The 14,859-nt window shown below is 70.9% G+C and carries 17 protein-coding genes; 8 read left to right on the top strand and 9 right to left on the bottom strand.

Going from position 1 to position 14,859, the window contains the following annotated elements; genetic code table 11:
- The first annotated feature begins 12 nt into the window (after window positions 1-12).
- The 7 genes from ACZ4VL_RS08600 (at window position 13) to ACZ4VL_RS08570 (ending at window position 6,847) form a co-directional block, all read left to right on the top strand.
- Entirely contained in the window at window positions 13-600 is a 588-nt protein-coding gene (locus ACZ4VL_RS08600; protein ID WP_468197347.1) for a histidine phosphatase family protein, read from the top strand.
- On the top strand, window positions 483-1,115 hold the full coding sequence (locus ACZ4VL_RS08595; RefSeq protein ID WP_468197437.1) for a class I SAM-dependent methyltransferase: 633 nt from the start codon (window positions 483-485) through the stop codon (window positions 1,113-1,115). Before ACZ4VL_RS08600 ends, ACZ4VL_RS08595 begins: the two co-directional genes overlap by 118 nt.
- Before the next feature lie 124 nt (window positions 1,116-1,239).
- Window positions 1,240-1,602 carry a hypothetical protein gene (locus ACZ4VL_RS08590; RefSeq protein WP_468197345.1) on the top strand — a complete coding sequence of 121 codons (363 nt, stop codon included), beginning with the start codon at window positions 1,240-1,242 and terminating at the stop codon, window positions 1,600-1,602.
- 165 nt (window positions 1,603-1,767) lie between these two features.
- A complete protein-coding gene (locus ACZ4VL_RS08585; protein WP_468197343.1) occupies window positions 1,768-2,733 on the top strand; it encodes an SDR family oxidoreductase in 966 nt (321 codons plus the stop codon).
- 681 nt (window positions 2,734-3,414) lie between these two features.
- Window positions 3,415-3,861, top strand: coding sequence for a DUF6507 family protein (locus tag ACZ4VL_RS08580; protein ID WP_468197434.1), 447 nt, complete (start codon window positions 3,415-3,417; stop codon window positions 3,859-3,861).
- The gene (locus tag ACZ4VL_RS08575; protein WP_468197342.1) at window positions 3,858-6,353 is read left to right on the top strand and encodes a hypothetical protein; all 2,496 of its coding nucleotides are present in this window, start codon (window positions 3,858-3,860) and stop codon (window positions 6,351-6,353) included. The genes ACZ4VL_RS08580 and ACZ4VL_RS08575 overlap by 4 nt, the downstream gene beginning before the upstream one ends.
- A 32-nt stretch (window positions 6,354-6,385) precedes the next feature.
- Window positions 6,386-6,847: a hypothetical protein gene (locus ACZ4VL_RS08570; RefSeq protein ID WP_468197340.1), complete on the top strand. Its 462-nt coding sequence runs from the start codon at window positions 6,386-6,388 to the stop codon at window positions 6,845-6,847.
- 401 nt (window positions 6,848-7,248) lie between these two features.
- Here the strand turns inward: ACZ4VL_RS08570 and ACZ4VL_RS08565 are convergent, their stop codons facing one another.
- The gene (locus tag ACZ4VL_RS08565; protein WP_468197338.1) at window positions 7,249-8,247 is read right to left on the bottom strand and encodes a trypsin-like serine peptidase; all 999 of its coding nucleotides are present in this window, start codon (window positions 8,245-8,247) and stop codon (window positions 7,249-7,251) included.
- A 140-nt stretch (window positions 8,248-8,387) separates the two neighbouring features.
- The gene (locus ACZ4VL_RS08560; protein WP_468197336.1) at window positions 8,388-8,840 is read right to left on the bottom strand and encodes a nuclear transport factor 2 family protein; all 453 of its coding nucleotides are present in this window, start codon (window positions 8,838-8,840) and stop codon (window positions 8,388-8,390) included.
- Between the two features lie 128 nt (window positions 8,841-8,968).
- On the opposite strand from ACZ4VL_RS08560, the gene ACZ4VL_RS08555 reads away from it, so the two are divergent.
- Window positions 8,969-9,547: a TetR/AcrR family transcriptional regulator gene (locus ACZ4VL_RS08555; RefSeq protein WP_468197334.1), complete on the top strand. Its 579-nt coding sequence runs from the start codon at window positions 8,969-8,971 to the stop codon at window positions 9,545-9,547.
- Here ACZ4VL_RS08555 and ACZ4VL_RS08550 read toward each other — a convergent pair.
- The 7 genes from ACZ4VL_RS08550 to ACZ4VL_RS08520 form a co-directional block, all read right to left on the bottom strand.
- Window positions 9,544-10,197, bottom strand: a complete 654-nt coding sequence (locus ACZ4VL_RS08550; protein ID WP_468197332.1) for an OmpA family protein — start codon at window positions 10,195-10,197, stop codon at window positions 9,544-9,546. The two genes, ACZ4VL_RS08555 and ACZ4VL_RS08550, sit on opposite strands and share 4 nt — an antisense overlap.
- Window positions 10,198-10,201: 4 nt before the next feature.
- A complete protein-coding gene (locus tag ACZ4VL_RS08545) occupies window positions 10,202-10,789 on the bottom strand; it encodes a hypothetical protein (protein ID WP_468197330.1) in 588 nt (195 codons plus the stop codon).
- A gap of 29 nt (window positions 10,790-10,818) precedes the next feature.
- Window positions 10,819-11,466 (bottom strand): pilus assembly protein TadG-related protein, encoded by a 648-nt coding sequence (locus tag ACZ4VL_RS08540; protein ID WP_468197328.1) that lies wholly within the window; start codon window positions 11,464-11,466, stop codon window positions 10,819-10,821.
- Complete coding sequence (locus ACZ4VL_RS08535) at window positions 11,463-11,660, bottom strand: hypothetical protein (protein ID WP_468197325.1); 198 nt, start codon at window positions 11,658-11,660, stop codon at window positions 11,463-11,465. The genes ACZ4VL_RS08540 and ACZ4VL_RS08535 overlap by 4 nt, the downstream gene beginning before the upstream one ends.
- A gap of 110 nt (window positions 11,661-11,770) precedes the next feature.
- Window positions 11,771-12,457, bottom strand: coding sequence for a response regulator (locus ACZ4VL_RS08530; protein WP_468197324.1), 687 nt, complete (start codon window positions 12,455-12,457; stop codon window positions 11,771-11,773).
- Window positions 12,457-13,917 (bottom strand): sensor histidine kinase, encoded by a 1,461-nt coding sequence (locus ACZ4VL_RS08525; RefSeq protein ID WP_468197321.1) that lies wholly within the window; start codon window positions 13,915-13,917, stop codon window positions 12,457-12,459. Before ACZ4VL_RS08525 ends, ACZ4VL_RS08530 begins: the two co-directional genes overlap by 1 nt.
- Window positions 13,918-13,923: 6 nt before the next feature.
- On the bottom strand, window positions 13,924-14,847 hold the full coding sequence (locus ACZ4VL_RS08520) for a DUF5936 domain-containing protein (RefSeq protein ID WP_468197319.1): 924 nt from the start codon (window positions 14,845-14,847) through the stop codon (window positions 13,924-13,926).
- Window positions 14,848-14,859 lie beyond the last annotated feature (12 nt).

Below are 14,859 nucleotides of genomic sequence, written 5' to 3'. Positions count from 1 at the left end.
GCGTGCGCGGCCATGGGTGAGTTGATGGTGATCAGGCACGGCCAGACCGAGTGGAGCCTGTCGGGCCGGCACGCCGGACGGACCGACGTCGCGCTGACGGAAGCGGGCGAGGCTGCGGCCCGCGCTCTTGCTCCGAGGCTGGCCCGCCGCCGTCCGGTTGCCGTGTTCAGTAGCCCGCTGAGCCGCGCCATGCGGACGGCCGAGCTCGCCGGCCTGACCGGCGCCAAGCCCGATCCCGACCTGTTGGAGTGGGACTACGGCGGCTACGAAGGCCTGACCGCCGAGCAGATCCGCGAGACGAGGCCGGGCTGGGACCTGTGGCGCGACGGTGTCGTTCCCGGTGGTGCCGACCACCCCGGCGAGGAACTCGCGCAGGTGGCCGCACGCACGGACGCGGTGCTGGACCGCATCCGTCCGCTGCTGGGCGAGGGCGATGTCGCCGTGGTTGCGCACGGCCACCTGGCGCGCGTGCTCACCGTGCGCTGGCTCGGCCTCGACGCGTCCGCGAGCCGACTGCTCGGCCACCCGCATCCGGGCACCTTCGCCTTCCTGGCCACCGAGGACGGGCAGCCCGTCATCTCCGCCTGGAACGTCCCGTAGGGCGAGGCCGCCATGGGACCGGCTGCGGCACGGGCTCGCTCTCCGCGCTGCTCGCGGCGGCCGGACACCGGGTGACCGGGGTTGACCTCGCCCCGAGGATGGTCGAGCAGGCCCGGGCGAAGCTGGCGGCCGCCGGTCTCCCGGGGCGTTTCGTCGTCGGGGACGCCGCTGAACCTCCGACGGGCGGTGAGCGGTTCGACACGGTGCTCGCCCGGCACCTCCTGTGGACCCTCCCTGCTCCTGAAGCCGCCCTGCGCGCATGGGTGGACCGGCTTCGCCCGGGCGGCACTCTGCTCCTGGTCGAGGGGCGCTGGCGGGAGGCGGGGCAGTCCGGGGTGCCGTACGTCGCCGGGGCCGAAGCGCTGCCCTGGAGCGGCGGCGTGCTTCCCGACGACCTCGCTTCCGCGCTCGAACCTCTGGTCGCCACCGTGCAGGTGGAGGACCTCGGCACCGACCCGGACCTGTGGGGGCACCCGGTCGACGACGTCCGCTACGCGCTCGTGGCCCGGGTATGACGCCCGGGCGCAGCCGGTTGCGAGCCCAACCGGACGGGCCCGTGGCGCGGATGCGCCCCTGCTGCGGCGTCACGGCGGCCGCAGGCGGCGGGACGCACCGGTCAGGACGCCCGGACCGTCCGGCATGAACCCTCCCGTGCTGCCCCACGGCGTGGTCGCCGAGACCCTGGAGCGGGCTCTGCGCGACCGCTCGCAGGAGGGTGAGGCCGCGCACGTCCTGGTCGGGAGTGCGCTGAACGACGACGACCGGGAGTTCGTGGAGCACTGGTGCACGGAGGTCGGCACCCGGGCCGTCCCGGGGAGCCCGCTGCTCAGGCTGGCCGGGCTGTGCCTGGGGCACACCGCCCGCCGCTTCGGCCGTCTCGGCCCCCGCGCCCTCGCGCTGGTGGAGGCACTGGCGGCACGCGCCGAGGCGGACCCCTCGGACGTGGACGGCCGGGCCCTCGACGGCTGGGACGACGCCCGGAGCTTCCTGCACCTGCGGTGAGGGCGGACCGGCGGGCCGGCGGACCGGCGGACCCGCGAATCCTCACCCCCCCTCCCTAACTCCCGCTATCGCATGTACAGTTGGCGCTCCTGATCCGCACCCGCCCGTCGCAGCACCTGCCGAGGGCGGCGCAAGATCTCCGCTGCCGCGTTGGAGGATCTTGCCATGCCCGGAACCACGGTCACGCCGTCGACGGACACGTCCGGCAGCCGACTGCACCTGCTGACCGCCGTCAACCCCCGCAAGGGCGCGGGCTGCAGCCCCACGGGAATCGTCGGACGCCGCCTGGCCCGGCAGCTGTCGGCCACCGGCGACCGCGTCCGCGTCCTCGCGGAATCCGGCCAGCTCCACGACTGGCCCGCGGGCACCGAGGTCGTCGAGGGCTCCGTCAGCCGGCGCCCGCTGGAGTACGCCGACGCGTTCGACGGCGTGGACGCGGTCTTCCTCGCCGGCGCGGTTCCGGCGACGGTCGGCGAGGTGCTGGACACCGCCCGGGATGCCGGGGTGCGGCGGATCGTGGTGCTGTCGTCGCACGGGCCGGAGTACGAGGTGGCGTACCCGCCGGAGACCTGGTTCTGGCTGGCCGTCGAGCAGGCCGTCGAGCGTTCGGGCATGGAGTGGACGCACATCCGCCCCTCGGCGGTGATGGGCGCGGTCATCGAGGGCACCTACCCGGCGACGGGCTCGGACTGGGCCGACACGATCAGGACCGGAGGCGTCGTCCGGGAGGCGTTCCTGAACGGCGGCCACTATCCGTTCATCCACGAGGACGACCTGGCGGCCGTCGCGGCGGCAGCGCTGCGCAGCGGCGACCACGTCGGCAGGATCCTCGAAGCGGTCGGACTGCCGATCGCCACCCGCGAGCGGGTGGCGGGCATCGCGAGGGCCGTCGGCCGCGACATCGCCGCCGCCGAGGCCACTCCCGACGAGAGCCGCGAGACATGGCGCGGGCGCGGCTGGCCCGACGACGGCATCGACGTCACCCTGTACGCCCTCCAGGAGTACGGCGCCCAACTCGCCGAACTCACCCAGTGGACCCTCGACCAGCGCCCGAGCGTCCACGAGATCACCGGCCGACACCCCCGCACCTTCGGCACCTGGGCCAGGGAACACGCCCACCTCTATCGCTGAGAACGGCACGAGCGGCTGCGGCGGCGGCAGCGCGGCCTATCACATGAGATCGGCATGCGTCGAGTCGAGGACTCCGGCGCGCACGCGGCCACCTGGAGGGCGCCCGAGCCACACAGTCCGGTTGTCATCCATTCGTAACAACACGCTGGACTCAAGCGATCAGGGCAACGCAAGGTCACAAAAAACACCCATACTTACGGCTGTTCGACCCGCCGGGGAACGGAATGACGTTCGACATGGGGGCGCAGGTTCCGGCCAACCTGATGTCCGAGTTGCACAAATCGGTTGGTATATGGGGGCGTTGATCCGATAGTTGATCACCGGTGCACGGTCCCCGGGAGACGAGTTCAACAGCCGGGGCAGGTTGCACTCGGCTCGTTCGAGCCGGTGCGGCCAGCCTCACCAACGCACTCGACGCGAACTCGTCATCGCCGCGCGCATCGGACACATGAAGGCGCCGTCATCGCGGACTCCAGGGCGGACGCTGCGATGGACGAGCAGCGCGCCGAGGAACAGCGGCGGAGCAACCTCTCGGGCAAGATCCACAACAGCATCCAGCCGCTGCGCTCGGCGCCGGCGAAGAAGAACGGAACGGCCCGGCACGCGCAGGCCCCGGTCGGCCTCACAGGCCGACCGGGCAGCCGGTGCAGAACAGTCGGGTGCACGAGGGACGGGGGGCCTATGACGTCATGGGACATCAAGCCGCAAGGGGTACAAGGGCAGTTGCGGACGGTCGGCGGCAACGCGGGTGATCTGGAAAAGGCCTTGAGCACGCTCATGACCGCCATGTCGGAGGCGGCGGAGGCGGCCGGGACTGCTGTTCCCGGCTCGGCTTCGGGGATGGGGCCGCGGGGGCCCGTGGCGCCTGGCGCGGCACCGGCCGCCGGTCAGGCGTTCGTGTCGACGAAGGCCCTGGGCCCGGTGGCGGCCGCCCTGGGTGAGTACCTGGCGAAACGGAAACCTGAATTCCAGTCGATGTCGGACCGGATCGAGGCGTGCGTGCTCGGTGCGGTGAAGGCGACGAATGAGTACATCGAAGGTGACCTGGAGTCGGCCAAGCAGGCTCAGGACGCCGCCAGGGCCGTGAACCTGCAGGCCCTGCGGGACCGGCCGGGAGGCGGGCAGTGAGCGACCACTCACCGGTAGACCCGGCCGAGGTCCCTGTATTCACGGGCGACCTCGCCGCATTGGGCAAAAAGGCGAAGGCGATCTCGTCGGGCGGAACCACGGTCCAGACGAAGGCGAGCGACGTCCACACGAGCTTCGGCGGACTCCACGCCTTCTACCAGGCGCCCGAGGCGGAGCAGCTCTTCGCGACGACGAAGCCCGTGTCGGATTGGGGCGTCAGGGTCAGCTCGGACATGACCACGATCGCCGGCGCGCTGGACAGGTACGCGCGCGACGCCGAGCCGCTCGTGCGACGACTGGACAGCCTGAGGAGAGAAGCAGAATCGTTTCGCTCGAAGGTGTCCGGCGACGAGAAGTGGTACGAGGACGGCGACCTGACCGACCAGAACCTCGAACGCCGCAACAAGATCGCCGAAGTGTGGGCCCAGTTCCACGAAATAGAGCGGTCCGCTCACGCCAAGATCGTCGCATTGGTCGACGGTTCGCCGCTGAAGGTGAACGACGGGTCCAACGGCCCGGGCATGTACGGCTACAAGGCCGAGGACCTGAAGCAGGCGAAGTCACTGCCTTGGGGCGATGCGGTAGAGGAGTCCGTGCCCGCCTGGCAGGTGTGGGAGCACGCCTGGGACTTCGGTACGGGCTTCATCGTCGACGGCATCGGCGGCACCCTCGAGGGCCTCGGCGGCCTGGTCGGCCTCGACGGCGCAGACACCTTCAAGGCGTCGTGGACAGGCCTGGCCAAGCTGTCCACAGCATCGGCGATCACCTCCCTGCCCGGCATCGGCCCGATCTTCCTCGCAGCCCCGGCGGACAAGCTGCCGCCGTGGCTGCGCGAGTCGCGCACGGCGATGAAGGAGACGGGCAAGGCACTCCTGGCCTGGGACCAGTGGAGCTCGAACCCCTCCCGCGCGGCCGGCGCGGTCGTCTTCAACGTGATCACCACCATCGCCACCGGCGGCACCGGCGGCAGTGTGTCCGGCGCGGGCAAAGCGGGCGCGGTCGCCAAGGCCCTGTCCTTCGCCGGTAAGGCAGGCCGGGTCGTCGACCCGATGACCTACGTCTTCAAGGGCGCGGGCGCCGGCGTGTCGAAGGTCGGCGACGTGATGGCCGCCCTGCGAGGCATGGGCAAGGGCGAGATCCCGAAGATCAACATCGACGGCGCGGTGGCTCTACCGGACGGCGCGAAGACCCTGCCGGACGGCTCGATCAAACTCCCCCCGGGCTCGGCCGTCCCCGAAGGCGCGATCAAGCTCCCGAACGACACCATCAAACTCCCCGAAGGCACGACCGAGTTCCCTCCGGGGACGGTCAAGCTGCCCAAGGCCGGCGCGGCGCAGTTCATGGACCCCGAGGGGAACATCTACGACGCGAAGGGCAACGTCCTCCAGCGCGCGGAAGACGCCCCTGCAAGCAAGCCGGGCGCGAACGCGGACACCCCGAACGCCGACGCACCCAAGGCGGACACCCCGGCCACGACCAAGACACCCGACCGGGTCCTGGCCAGCGTGGGCGGCCGCGCCGGCGACGCCATCCGCCTCGGCTCCGACACATCCGACCCGGTCCTCGCTACCAGCGACCACACGCCCGGCGGCGCCGGCCCGAACACCGCCCTCGGCCGTTATGCCCCGGACAACATGCCCCGCAACAGTGCGGGCGCCCACCCCCCGGCCACTCCTAGTCACTCGCGCCCTACGGACACCGCCGGCCACATCGAAAGGGTGTCCATCACCAGGCGTTCGGAAGCCTCTGGAATTGGCCACTCCGAGAATCCGCTCAGGGGTAGCGGCCACCTCGGCCCCCCTCCCCACCCGGGTCACGGCGACATCTCGGGCGGCTCTGCGGATGAGGCGGGCCAAGCCGCCGACGACGCCGCCCCTACGCCGGGCGATGCACCGGAGCCGGGTGCCGGCAGTAACAAAATTAAGGCGGACCAAGGGAATCCTTACACCGGGCAAGAACCTGATTATTCCAGGCCCGCCCTGTTGCCTTCAGATGGCCCACTCACACTACGGCAGGTCCGCAACACCCGCGCCGTCGAGCTGCGGTGGAATCGGGGAGAGGATTTCCATCGACAGCTGTGGGGCGGCGGCACCGAAAGGCATTATCCGGTACCCACCAACAAAGATTCGCGCTATCCCGTAACCAGCAAGGGTGGACGCAAGGTAGATGTGCCTGTTGATTTGCCGGATGGCCGCACGATCGCAGTGGAAGTTAAGACGTATGGGCCCTACCGAACCATTACGTTGAAAGATGGTAGCAATCGCACGCTCCTAAACGAGGTCCCACTCAAGGCAGACATCAGGGAACAGATCAACAAGGATCTCGCTCTGCGTCGAATAGACCCGCTTTATGACCCTCGATGGTCGTTCACGGACGCGGGACCCTCTGCGGAGCTTCGAAAATACCTGACGGAGGCTAAGATAATATTCCTCGAATACGGACCCGCGCCCAAGAGGGATCAGTGGGATCCGCCGACACGGAGGAAGCGGTAGGATACTGAAGTCCGATCGAAGGGATATTGAACATGCACGATGAAACACTCGGCCGAGCGGATGAAGATCTGCTATCTTGGGGGCGAGAGGCGCATTTCAACGTCCTCAACATTGCATCCATACTGGGTGTCGATGCTGAGCGTTACGCGGCGGACCCATTGTCGCTGATTCCGGGTCTGCAAAACTACACCGATCGACTTCCTTTGGGCGAGTTCGAACAGTCGGATTGGATCACACTCCACACGGATCTAACGTCGTACCTGGGCGACCTCCTGGTGCAGCGTCATGGGGCCGCTTGGGTGAAGGTCGCCGACCAGAATTCACCAACAGGATATCGCTTTTTCGTGGAAGTAAAGAGCCCGGGAGGCGCCATTCGCAGAGTGGAGCCATTTGATGTAGTGATGGAGGAATTCGAAAACCTGCCCATCGAAATCGGGCGAATGATCGCAAATGCGGAAGCAGTGCTGGGTGTCATTCCATCGATCGAAAACTGACCTGGATTCGCCGACGGGGGGTCTGGCTGATCGGGGCAGTGGGCCGCCCATAAAGCCCCCGGTCGTTTGAGGTTCGCGTGTCGCTGCGGAGCGCGGGGTGGACCGGGTTCGATACGACGTCTTCGGCCGCCGGCTCCGGCTGCGGCAGAGCGCCTGAGAAGCCGATCCCGTCCAGGTGTGATGCCTCGGTTCAGGCGTGTTCAGCGCCGACGGGGGTGGGCCGGGCGGTGCAGCCATGTGCGGCACGCCGACGGCGATGCCGCAGCGAGGCGGCATCGCCGGAGTCTCATCCAGAGATCCGGGGCACGGAGTCGCTCGCCGCCCCGCACGAACTGTCGGGCCGCTGAACGTCGCCTCGCGAGCAGGCATTGGCCGGTCCACGGCGGAGGCGGGAGGCAAGTTTACGGCTCGACCGAGCGGGCGTAGTCGATCAGGACGGGGAGTGCGGAGCCGCCGCCCGCGGCGTTGGGGCCGCCGACCCCGCCCCAGTTCTCGGCGCTCTGCCCGGCCACGACCCGGGGCCAGGGGTCGCCGTCCCACCAGCCGAAGAAGGGGCCGCCGGACTGGCCGCCGACGGCGTCGTTGCGGTGCACGATCCGGTACGAGTCGCGGCCGGCCGTGCTCTCGGCCACCGTCCGGTCCATCACGCCGCGCGGGTGGTAGACGGGCCGGACCCCGGAGCCGATGTCGAAGGGGTAGCCGACGTGCCCCCAGAGCGGTTTGGCGTCCCAGTCGGTGGAGTACGTCCGGGAGCCCATCCACCCCACGGTGTCGCCGAGGCGCCGGTCGAGGACGCAGACGACGTAGTCGAAGGCGGCCTCGGTGGAGTCGATCCCGTCGGCGCCGTTGGCGCAGAGCCAGGAGTAGACGCGGGTCGAGTGGGCGGTGCCGAACGGCGTGCTCGTGTCGAACTGTGCCGGCGTGAAGGTCATCCAGTCCGCGCCCCCGCTCGCGAGCCAGGGCACGGCGTGGCTGGCGGTCAGCACGTGCCGGGGGCCGACCATCACCCCCGACGCCCAGCCGGCCGGGGTCTGGACCCGGCCGCAGGTCCGCCAGGGGAACGAGGTGTCCGAGAACTCGAAGCGGTCGTCCGGCCGGAACACCCCCGTGGCCTCGCCCCGGTCGTCCCCCTCCACACCGGCGGGCCGCCGCCACAGCGGCGGGCGCACCTGCTCCGGCGGCACGGGGCGCGGCACCGCGCGCACCGGCACGCCCTCGGGGAGGTGGCCGTCCAGGTCGTGGGAGACCTCCCGGTCCAGCGCGGACAGGTGGGCGGGGGTGACGCGGACGGTCTCGGGGCGCGGCGGGAAGGAGTGCCCGTGCCCGGGATCCCCAGGTCGGGCGGCCGGACGGGCCGTGATGCGGTCTTCCCAGTCGGAGGACGGGATCGGGTCGGACATGGCGTCCTCCTCGGAGGGGGTGGTGCGGGCTGCTCGACGGGGCCGAGCCTCCACCCGTCCGGCGCCGCGACCGGCCGGGGAACGCCGGGCGGCGCCGAACGCCACACGTCCGGATCAGCGCGTCAGCGCGCATGAGCGCGTCAGCGCAGCCGGCGGTCGGCCTCCTCGATCGGGACGTCGTTGATGCTGGCCTCGCGGCGGCGCATCAGCCCGTTCTCCTCGAATTCCCACTGCTCGTTGCCGTGGCTGCGCCACCACTGGCCAGAGGCGTCGTGCCACTCGTACTCGAAGCGGACGGAGATGCGGTTGCCGGTGTACGCCCACAGCTCCTTGCGGAGGCGGTAGTCGAGCTCGCGCTCCCACTTCTCGGCGAGGAAGGCGCGGATCTCGGCGCGACCGGTGAGGAAGCGGTCGCGATTGCGCCAGACGGAGTCCTCGGTGTACGCGAGGGCCACCCGCTCGGGGTCGCGGCTGTTCCATGCGTCCTCGGCGGCCTGCACCTTGGCGCGGGCGGACTCCTCGGTGAAGGGCGGCAGGGGCGGACGTACGGCGGGCGGGGTCGAGGCAGAGGTCGAGGTCGGGGCCGAGGTCATGGCGAACACACCTTTCGACGGAACGAAACGAAGGGGAGGCAATCGGAGAACGACCGTTCTCCGATCACGCCCCGACCCTAGAGAACGAGCGTTCTCCGCGCAAGCGGGTCCTGGGTTACGCTGCCGGCATGGACGACGAAGAGGCCCGCACCCGGCTGCTCGACGCCGCGGAGGCGCTGTTCTACGCCGACGGCATCCAGGCCGTCGGCATGGACCGCATCCGCGCGGAGTCGGGCGTACCGCTCAAGCGGCTCTACAAGGTCTTCCCCGCCAAGGAGGCACTGGTCGCGGGCTACCTGGAGCGGCGCGACCGGCGCTGGATGGGCAGCCTGCGGGACGCGGTGGCCGCCGCCCCCGACGACCCGGTGGGGGCCGTCTTCGACTGGCTGGGGGCCTGGTTCTCGGAGCCGGGGTTCCGCGGGTGCGCGTTCATGAACGCGTACGGGGAAGTCGGCGCGGCCGGGCCGGCCGTAGTGCTGGACGCCGTACGCCGGCACAAGGCGGAGCTACGGGCGCTGCTGGGAGAGGTGGCCGGGCCGGGGCGGGAGGAACTGGCCGACCAGCTCCTGATCCTGGTCGAGGGCGCCACGGCGGTGGCCGCCCTCACCCCCGGCCCGGACCCAGCCCGCACCGCGGGCGCAGCGGCAGCCGCGATGCTCGGGGCGGCGGCGGGGGCGGGGGCGAAGCCGGACGGGTCCGGCAGCTAGCCGGTGCTGCCGGTGCTGCCGGTGCTGCGAGGGAAGGTGATCTCGACCCGGCGGTTCTTCTTGCGGCCTTCCTCGGTGCTGTTGTCCGCGATCGGGTAGTCCTCGCTGTAGCCGCGGACGTCGTAGACCACGCCCGAGACGTTGACGGTCTTGGCGAGCTCCGCCTGTACGGCGTCGGCACGCTGCTTGGACAGCTCCTTGCCGTGCTCGTAGGTGCCCTGGTCGTCGGTGAAGCCGAACACGCGGATGCGGGTGGCCTTCTGCGTGTTGATCTCCTGCGCGATGGCCTGGATGCGGGCGGCGGCCTGGGCGTTGAAGACGGCGCTGTTCTCCGGGAAGAGGACCTCGGACTGCAGCGCCATCATGACCGTCTGGTTGGTCTCCTGGCGGCGCTGCTCGCCGCCGAGGTCCTCGACGACCTCGGCGATGTCGAGCACCTTGATCGGGGCGAGGGTCCCACCCTGGGGGATCTTCAGGCCGGGGGCGTTGGAGTCGATGGGGACGGGAGCGGCGGCGGAGGGCTCCGTGCCGGGGGGTACGGACGGCTTGACGTCGTCGGCGCTCGCCACGCCGACCCCGACGGCTTGGACCCCGGCCATGACCAGACCGATGACGGCTACTGACGCGGCGGTGCGGTGGCGTTTTGTCATGGGGTCACCCAGAGATTTTGATGGTGGCCGTGGCAAAGGTGGGAAGCGTGAAGTCCACCTGGGTGGTACTGGCAGGGGGCACGGGGAACTGCGCAAAGAACGGCACGGTTTGACCAGCCTCGATGACAGTCAGCCCCGTGGTGCAAAGGCACCGCCCCTCAGTGTCACGAAGTACGTAGTACCGCTTCTTTCCGGCCTTGTCGACGAGGGTCACCCCCGCCACGGAGGATCCGCTGCTGTTGAGCTCGTTGCCGCGCCAGGCTGCTGTGCTCGCAAAGGCCTGGCTGCCGGTGTTCTTCAACTGGCCGTTCACGGTGAGGAAGCCACCCGCGTCACGCACAGCCGAATTGATGGTGAGGGTCATACCGTTCTCACCATTGACCGTGGCAAGCACTTCAGTCGGGGCGGGGGCGGAGCCACTGCTCGGCGCTTGCGACTGCGGCGCGGCACCTTGCGGCTTCGACGACTGGTTCTGGGCCGCCTTTCCCTTGTCGTCGTCTCCCCCGCCGCAACCCGCCACCGTGATCGCCAAAGCGACCGCCAACGCGGCAGCCGCTCCCCCGCGGATCTTTGCCGAGTGCCGAGTGCTCATCTGTGAAGCTTCCTTCTCTCGCGTACTTGTCAGTCGACCAGTCGAACCGTGAAGAGCGCTTTTGCCAGCTTCGCCAGGGGGCCCGGCTTCGCCGGATCCAGGGTGAGTGGCTTCCCGTCGCAGACGAAGGTGACGCCCCCCAGTCCTGACGAGGCGGTCGGGCTCGGGCTGGGCGATGGGTTCGGCGAAGGGGCGGGCGGGACGGGAACGGGGGCCGACCGCAGCGAACAGCGGGGCCTGATGCTCGCCTTGGCCGTCGCCCTGCCCAACATTCCCTCAGTGCCGGGCACCACCGACTTTCCGACTGTCCTGTTCGTGGTCACCTTGACAGTCACCACGGGGATGGCAGCCTCACACTCCGCCGTGGCGTCGTTCAGAGCGGCGAACTCGTCAGCCTTTCGGCACGCCCCCCGCCCGGTGAGAAGGTCGCCCTCGACGAGCTTCCTCCAGTCATCGGGCTCGAGGCTGAGCAGATCGAGACCCAGGAAGACGTTGTCCCTGGCTTCTCCGGCGGCCGCGAGGGCAGCCGCATCCGCAGCGCCTTGCGCGTTGCTACGCGTAACGCCTGCCTGGCCCACAACGAAGAACGCCAGTGCTGCGAAGAGTAGGCCGACCACGGCGACGGCGTAGATCGGAAACGCTTGCCCGCGGTCGTCCCACGACCTCCGTCGACTCACTTCCCTGCGGTGATCGATGTCACTGCCGTGGCAATCCGGTTCGTGATCGCCTGGCCGATGCCCGTGCCGACGATGGCGCCGATGATCACTACGACCACCAGGATGATCCCGAGGTATTCGAATGCCGTCTGGCCGCGGTCGCGGCCGGTCTGCTCGTACCGCTTCCGCAGCCGCGCCAGCGTGCTCTGCTTCATGAGGGGTCCCTCCCGGTCCGGTGGCGCTGTTGGTTTGCGGACGGTACGGCGCGTCACGGGTCGTCACCAAGGGTCCCGGGGCCCAATTACGGACCCACTGCGCACTGCGTCTACCCATGTCCCGTCACCCCCGGGCGGGCGGTTCCCAGCCAGCGGGCTATCGCCTCGCTGCGGCTGGTGCTCTGCAGCTTGGCGAAAATGCGGTTGATGTGGTTCTTCACCGTCTTCTCGCTGATGAAGCAGGCGGCCGCGATCTGTTGGTTGCTCATCCCGGACGCGATCAGATCCATGATCTCCACCTCCCGCGAACTCAAGTTGAACAGAGCTGAGTTGTGCAGACGCTCCGGAGACTGTGCCACAGTTCGTTGCGGTTGCGAAGAGGTGCGGAGATCGGCGAGGAGGGCGCTGGCGGCCGTCGTCGTGAAATGGGCGCGGCCCTCGCGGACGTCGCGGACCGCCCGGACCAGGTCGTCCGCCGTGAACTCGCCGTGGACGAGGTAGCCGCCTGCGCCCAGGAGGAGCGCTTCTCGGACAATCTGCGATTCCTGGTTGTACGTCAGCATCAGTACGGGTGCGAGGCGTACGAGGTGGGGCAGGGCCGAGATGCCGTCGACGCCCGGCATGCGCACGTCCAGCAGGATCACGTCCGGGGCGTGGCGGCGGGTCAGGCTCAGCGCCTCGCGGCCGTCGGCGGCCTGGGCGACGACGGCGAGGTCGCCCGCGGTGCCGAGGAGCGCGGCCAGGCCGGCCCGGACCACGGGGTTGTCGTCGGCGATGAGGATGCGCAGCGGTGCCATCACGGGCTCCCTTCGGGGGTGAGGGCCGCGAGCGGGAGGTCCACGCGGATCCGGGTGCCGGGCCGGGCGGACGATGCGGGGGATGCGGGGGTGCCCGCGGGGCCGAGGTGCAGGCGGGCGCCGACGGCGGCGGCGTGTTCCGCCATGCCGAGCAGGCCGTAGTGGCCGGCGCCGCGCAGGGCGGCGAGGTCGGGCCCGCCGGCGGGGAGGCCGCGGCCGTCGTCCTCGACGGTGAGGGTGAGGTGTGCGGCCCCCGTGTCGGCGGCCCCGGCCCCGGCAGCGGCCGGGGTCGAGAGGGTGATGCGGATGTGGGTGGCGGCGGCGTGGCGGCGGGCGTTGTCCAGGGCTTCCGCGGCCACGGCGAGGAGGTGGCGGGCCACCGGGGCCGGGACCAGCGGCAGGATTCCGGAGGTGGTCACCTCGGCCCTGACGGCTCCCCCCGGCCCCCCGGCCCCCCCGGCTCCCTCGGCCCCCTCGGCTCCGCCGGCTCCGCCCGGCCCAGGGTGCGCCGTCGCCAGGCGGTGGAGTTCCGGCGGGAGGTGGACGCCGGGGGCGTCGGTCTCCTGGCGGAGGTCGGCGAGCAGGGCGCGGGATTCGGCGGCGGCCCGGCGGGCGGCGTCGGACAGCGCACCCGCCTGGCGGCGGACGGCGTCGGGGTCGTCGGTGCGGGCGAGCGCGTCGGCGGCGAGGGCGAGGCCGTGCAGGGTCTTCGCCACCGAGTCGTGCATGTCGCGGGCCAGGCGTTCCCGTTCGGCGCGCACGGCCTCGGCCACCGCCAGGCGGGCCCGCGTCTCGGTCAGGGCCCGGCTGGCCGCGCCGAAGCGGAACAGCAGGTCGCGCAGCGAGGAGCCGGCCGCCCCGGCGACCAGGCACAGTACGGACAGGGTGGTGAGCCCGCCGGAGAGCGCGGCGACGGCGACCGCCTGCAGGGCCGCGTACACCGCCGAGCCGCGCCAGCCGTGGACGAGCCCGGCCAGCAGCGGGGTGCACAGCGAGACGAAGCCGAGCGGCGATTCGGGAGTCGCCGTGACCAGCAGCAGGCCGCTGAACGCCGTGTCGCAGGCGAGCAGCCAGCGGTGGCGCAGCAGCAGCGGCCCGAGGCGCTCCCAGTCGCGGAAGAGGGCGTACGACAGCATGAAGGTGAGCAGGACCGCGCCCGCGACGAGGTACGTGGGCGCGCCCGGGGCGGTCCGGCCCAGGGCGACGGGCGCGCCGAGGCCGATGGCCAGCATCCGGAAGGCGAAGACGCGGCGGCACAGGGCCTGCAGGGCGTTCGCCTGGAGGGCCGGAGAACCGCCGTCCTCGTGCCGGGTCCCGGTCGGAGCCCACGCCCCCGCCCACGCCCCCGCCCCCGCTCCGGCCTCCGCCCCGGCCCCCGCGGCCCCTCCCCGCGGCCCCCGGCGCCACGGCCACGGCCCTGGCAGCGGCAGTGACGCCGCACTGTCCGGCAGCAGTGGCATCGCCGCTCACCCGCCCCCGAGCAGCGCGCCGAAGTCGACGTCGGCCCCGTACACGAACCCGCACACCAGCAGGATCAGCGTCCCCGGCAGCATGAACATGGTCACCGCGAAGGTGGCCTTGGGGACGGCGCGGGCGGCGCGCCGGCGGGCGTTCTGCGCGTCCGTACGGCGCATGTCCTCGGCGATGGCGATCAGCGTGTCGACGATCGGGGAGCCGAGTTCCTCGCCCTGCTGGAGCGCGGTGACGAACTGGGCGACCTGCTCGGAGTCGTTGCGCCGGCGCAGCTCGTCGAAGGCCTGGCGGCGGCTGACGCCCATGTCCATCTGCTGGAGGGTGATGCGGATCTCGTCCGACCAGGGGCCCTCGTACTTGGCCGCGACCCGCTCCAGGGCCTGCCGGAAGCCGAGCCCGGCGCTGACGACGACCGCGAGGACGTCCAGGAAGTCGGGCAGGGTCCGCTCGATGTGGTCGCGGCGGATCCGGATCGCCGACCACAGGCCGACCTCGATCCAGAACAGGCCGAACGCGACCATGAGCAGGGCCGGTACGAGCTGCCCGTTGATCAGCATCGCGAAGGCGCCGAGCGCGCCGAGGAAGCCGTACACGGCGCGCCGGGCGGCGTAGCGGTCGATGGTGAGGCCGGCCGGGTTGCCGGCCATGTCGATCTGGCGGCGCTTGCGCGCCACCCGCTCCGGGCCCATCAGCCGCAGTACCAGCGGCGCCCAGCGGATGCCGAGCCGGTCGACGGCGGAGCCGACGGCGGTGGTGCGGGTGGCGCCGACCTCCAGGGCGAGGGCCAGGTCGGACGGGAGTCTGGTCTCGGCGCGGTAGAGGCGCAGCCCGTGGAAGATGCCGAGGACGGACAGGCCGAGGGCCAGGGCCAGCAGGATCGCGGTCACGGTCGTGGCCGTGGTCACGGTCGTGGTCATGTCGTCGCCCGC

The sequence above is a fragment of the Streptomyces sp. NPDC029014 genome (assembly GCF_055564695.1).
Note: the sequence above shows the minus strand (reverse complement) of the source record. Positions and strands in the feature narration are given on the sequence as shown.